We start from the raw sequence: 4,470 nt of genomic DNA, 5'->3' as shown, positions 1-4,470 counted from the left end.
TCAAAATAAAGGGCTATTTTACTTATTTTTATGCAAAAACTTAAATCTGTGGATAGATATATAATTGGCAATTACCTTATCCACAAGGACTAATTTTAAATTTCCTAAAAAAATGGGGAAACTCTAATATCATATATATATTGACAAAAAAAAACACTTAATTTTAAATAAATATGATGAATATAATATACTTACAAAAGAAACTCCAATAATGCAAGAAGAAGTATTAGATTTTGCTGCTAATATTGATAGTGAAGATAAGATACATATAATTTTTCTGTTAAAGGATGGTAACTTAATTTATTATTTATATAATGAAAGAAAATGGTTAAAAAGTTTTATAAAAAAACTAGACACTCAATCTAATATATATAAATATCTAAATATATATATTATAAACAACGAAATCAATATTTTCTATACATATGCTAATTTAATAAATCAAAATCTTTGGACTATTGAACAATTAATTGGAACTAAAAATAATTGGACTAAAATAAGGGTAAATACTTTCCTTTCTGAAAAATTACCTAATCCATACTATATAGATTATGATAATATGGGAAACATTCATTTGGTTTTTAGTGCTAAAGAAAAAAGTTTAAATCATGTGTATTATACATTTTACAATTCTTTTATAAAAAAATGGAATCAAATTCCTGAAAAAATATCATCTTCTAATGTTAATAATTTATTTCCCTATTTATTTGTAGATTCAAAATCTAATATACATATAATCTGGTCTTCATTAAATTCTAAAGACTATATTCTAAACTATAAAAAATTTGCACCTCTAGGACAAGATAGATATAAATGGAAAGAAATAAAATTACCTACTATAAGCAATTTAGATTTTATTCCTATAGCACTTGAAGATAATAGAATCTTAAAAATCATATTTATTAAAAATAATAAAATTCACTATTTGTATTCAAAGGATTATGGGCTTTCATGGTTTAAATCTAAAAATTCTTATGAAATAAATAAAGATCTTTGGTTATTAAGTTATTCTTCTAATTCCTTAGACGAATATAGTATAGGTAAAAAAAATCATTTATATTGTAAAATAAATGATAAAATAACTTTCTATTCAGATAAATCTTACAAAAAAAATAGTTCTGAAAAGAAAAAAGTTAACTTTGAAAAAGGAAACAATATTTCTGAATCTGAAGAAGATTTAATATCAGAAATATATAAGTTAACTAAAAGTATATCAGAAACTATAAATAACATAGAAAAAGATATAGATCTATTAAAAGAAGCTTTTAAAAACAGCCATAATGATCAGGAAAAAAATAATCTTATGACAAAATTATCAAATTTCTTCAAATAAGATGGTTCAATTTTCTTATAATTTTCTTTTTATTTTTTCTTTCTATACTATATATCCCTTTGATCTTTGTATTTAATCTATTAGTTTCATTCTTAATTATCTTTAAATCACTTAAGTTTTTAAACTCTATTCCAAAGTCGCAACCAGCTCGAATCTGACAAGGTGCAGAAATAAGCCGAAATCTTTTATACCCTAAATTTTCTAATATATAAATAAGCTGTACCGCATGATTTTTGGATTCAAGAATAACTATATAATATTTTTCTTCTCTCATTTACTTCACCTCTCTAATATAAATATATTTATAATTTTTATATTAGTTACTTCTAATTTTATTAAAAACATATATTTAAGGAGGAAAAATGAATAAAAATATTTTACACCCTGTTAACAAATCTACTGAATTAAAAATAAGTTCTCATATTTATAAAAATATAGATATTAAAAACAATGGGGTATCTATTATAAGCTGTACAAATAAAAAAGGCTTTATGGAAAATATATTAAATAACTACAATAGACAAACTCACGAAAAAAAAGAATTAATAATTATATTGAACAATAATAACTTAAAAATTGACCTATGGAAAAAAGCAACTCAGAAATATAAAAATATAAATATTTATCAATTAGATGAAAAAATTTCCCTAGGTCAGTGCCTAAATTATGGTGTTGAAAAAAGTAGTTATGATATAATAGCTAAATTTGATAACGATGACTACTATGGGCCTTTATATACTTCAGATTCATTAAAAGCTTTTAAATTTACAGAAGCAGATTTAATAGGAAAATCCACTACCTTTGTTTTCTTCCAAGATGAAAAAATTTTAGCCCTTAAAAATATAAATAAAGATAATAGATATGTCTATAGAGTAGAAGGTGCAACTATGTTTTTCAAAAAATCCTTATTAAATACAATTTCATTTAGGAATAAAAATTTAGGAGAAGATATGTATTTTTGTAAAGATTGCATTAATAAAGGATTTAAAATCTATTCTACTAATAAGTTCCACTACCTATATATAAGAAATTCTAATTGGAATCATACTTGGAGTATAAAAAACAAAGATCTATTGAGAAAATCTAAAGTAATTTCTAGAGATAAAAATTTTCTTCATATTCTTGATTCATTTATTAATGTAACAAATTTTAAATAAAAACATATTATTAAAATTAGAAACTTTATATATTATTTTAGAGAGGAGAAGTATAATTGCAAAATCATGGAAATGGGATTTGTACTTTAATGTACCATAAAATTTCTAAAGAAGCTGAAACTAAACATAAGAACAACCCTTATGTTATTTCTACTGAAAAATTTGAAGAGCAAATGAAAATTTTGCATGATAAAGGATTCAATACCATTACCTTAGGAGAAATGGAGCAGTATGTAAAAGGTCAAACCCAGTTTACAGAAAGGACTGTATTACTTACCTTTGATGACGGATATAAAGAAACTTATAAATATGCCTACCCAATACTAAAAAAATATAATTTAAATGCAGCAGTCTTTCTAATAACAAATAAAAATACACTACAACATTCCTTTTTAAATTGGAAACAAATTAAAAATTCCAGAGATATTTTTGAATTTGCTAGCCACACCCACAATCTTCATTTTTTAGATTCCAATATGAATAGCTATTTAATTTCTAGACCAAAAGATATAATTATTAAAGATTTAAAGAAAAGTATGAAATTGTTAGATACAAAATATTTTTCTTATCCTTATGGCCAATATAATTCAGAAACAATTGAAATATTAAAAGAAGTAAGGTTTTCAATGGCCTTTTCAACTATAGAAGGATATATAAAACCTTTTGATGATGTTTTTCAATTAAAAAGAATAGGAATCTATCCAGAAACGTCTACAGAGGAATTTAGAGAAATCTTAAAAATATAAAGAATTAGACATATTTTAACCCTTCTCAATTTGCATAAATTAAGAAGGGCTATTTATTTTATTAATTAGATAATACATAATCAGTAGCTTTTTTGATATCAGGGAAATTCCCTACATATTTACAATATTTTTTTCTTATATCTTCGTTTTTCATTTGCCAAGTATGATCCTTTTCTGAATGCTCTCTTATATATAAATAGTGATACTTATTGCCAGAATAAATCTTTATTCTATTTCTAAGACAGGTTCTACAAAATTCTACATCTTCTGCTATAGATACATCTGAAAATCGAACTTTATTAAATATTTCTTTTTTAAAGATCATAGTAGATCCTGATACAAAATTTGTATATTTTTCTTCCATATGTCCCGACATAAGTGTCAATTCATTTATAGTTTTAAACTTTTTCAACGAGTCAACAATATATTTAGGGCCATAATAGTCATCATCATCAAATTTAGCTATATATTCATATTTAGATTTTGATATTCCAAAATTCAAACATCTACCAAGAGAAAATTTTTCATCAAGTTCAAAAACCTTTACACCCTTAATATTCTCTGTTTTCTTATTCCATTTTTCTAATTCTATGTCATTGTTGTTTATAACAATAATAAGTTCTTTTTTCCCATAATTTTGTCTAATATAATTTGATAAAATATTGTTTAATGCATCCTTTCTATTAGTAGAAACTATAATAGAAACTCCTGGCTTTACTATATCAGAAGTTTTTCTTTTAATAGTTTTATTTACAGGTACACATTCCATTGGTATTTTGCCTTTGTTAATTTTTTCTTTCCTTCGAAAAATTTTTTTAATTGCCCCTTCTAATGATTTATTTACAGGTCCATTATTTTTATTATTCACCATTTTAATCCCTTCCTTATGATATTGGCTCAATTTGCAGGTATATATTTCTATTTCATTCTTATGCACATTCTAAATTTTTGTGATAGCTAAAACAGTAAATACCCATATAAAAAGGGGCTGTTTCAAAATAAACAACCCATAAAATAAAAACAGGTCAAAGAGCACTGGCTCTAAGACCTGTTTTTTAGTATAATTTATCTGCAATGAAAAACCATACTAAATTTAATCATAAAGCAAAAATCAAAAAAATGCAACTATCTTTTAGTTTTGATTTGACTAATAATTTTGATATGGATGACGAGGTTTTCCTGGTGCACAATATTATTGAGGAGATGAATTTAAGTTTTTTAACTAGTGCCTACT

5 protein-coding genes are annotated in these 4,470 nt (G+C 23.6%); 3 read left to right on the top strand and 2 right to left on the bottom strand.

Annotation, left to right across the window (positions count from 1 at the left end; all coding sequences use genetic code 11):
* Nucleotides 1-211 precede the first annotated feature (211 nt).
* A complete protein-coding gene (locus FYJ27_RS12465) occupies nt 212-1,333 on the top strand; it encodes a hypothetical protein (protein WP_154485119.1) in 1,122 nt (373 codons plus the stop codon).
* Here the strand turns inward: FYJ27_RS12465 and FYJ27_RS12460 are convergent.
* On the bottom strand, nt 1,326-1,607 hold the full coding sequence (locus FYJ27_RS12460; RefSeq protein ID WP_154485118.1) for a putative Se/S carrier-like protein: 282 nt from the start codon (nt 1,605-1,607) through the stop codon (nt 1,326-1,328). The two genes, FYJ27_RS12465 and FYJ27_RS12460, sit on opposite strands and share 8 nt — an antisense overlap.
* 88 nt (nt 1,608-1,695) lie before the next feature.
* Here FYJ27_RS12460 and FYJ27_RS12455 point away from each other — a divergent pair, with 88 nt between their 5' ends.
* Entirely contained in the window at nt 1,696-2,490 is a 795-nt protein-coding gene (locus FYJ27_RS12455) for a glycosyltransferase family 2 protein (protein WP_154485117.1), read from the top strand.
* A gap of 56 nt (nt 2,491-2,546) precedes the next feature.
* On the top strand, nt 2,547-3,236 hold the full coding sequence (locus FYJ27_RS12450) for a polysaccharide deacetylase family protein (RefSeq protein ID WP_154485116.1): 690 nt from the start codon (nt 2,547-2,549) through the stop codon (nt 3,234-3,236).
* 61 nt (nt 3,237-3,297) lie between these two features.
* On the opposite strand, the gene FYJ27_RS12445 is transcribed toward FYJ27_RS12450, so the two are convergent.
* The gene (locus FYJ27_RS12445; RefSeq protein WP_154485115.1) at nt 3,298-4,107 is read right to left on the bottom strand and encodes a glycosyltransferase family 2 protein; all 810 of its coding nucleotides are present in this window, start codon (nt 4,105-4,107) and stop codon (nt 3,298-3,300) included.
* Between the last annotated feature and the right edge of the window lie 363 nt (nt 4,108-4,470).

The organism is Anaerosalibacter bizertensis, from assembly GCF_009696605.1.
Lineage (GTDB): Bacteria > Bacillota > Clostridia > Tissierellales > Sporanaerobacteraceae > Anaerosalibacter > Anaerosalibacter bizertensis.
This window is presented reverse-complemented; position numbering and strand designations above follow the sequence as displayed.

Bases quoted from the DNA above. Each gene is read 5' to 3' on its own strand.
- FYJ27_RS12465 (WP_154485119.1), top strand. From the start codon at position 212: ATGCAAGAAGAAGTATTAGATTTTGCTGCTAATATTGATAGTGAAGAT.
- FYJ27_RS12445 (WP_154485115.1), bottom strand. From the start codon at position 4,107: ATGGTGAATAATAAAAATAATGGACCTGTAAATAAATCATTAGAAGGG.
- FYJ27_RS12455 (WP_154485117.1), top strand. From the start codon at position 1,696: ATGAATAAAAATATTTTACACCCTGTTAACAAATCTACTGAATTAAAA.
- FYJ27_RS12460 (WP_154485118.1), bottom strand. From the start codon at position 1,607: ATGAGAGAAGAAAAATATTATATAGTTATTCTTGAATCCAAAAATCAT.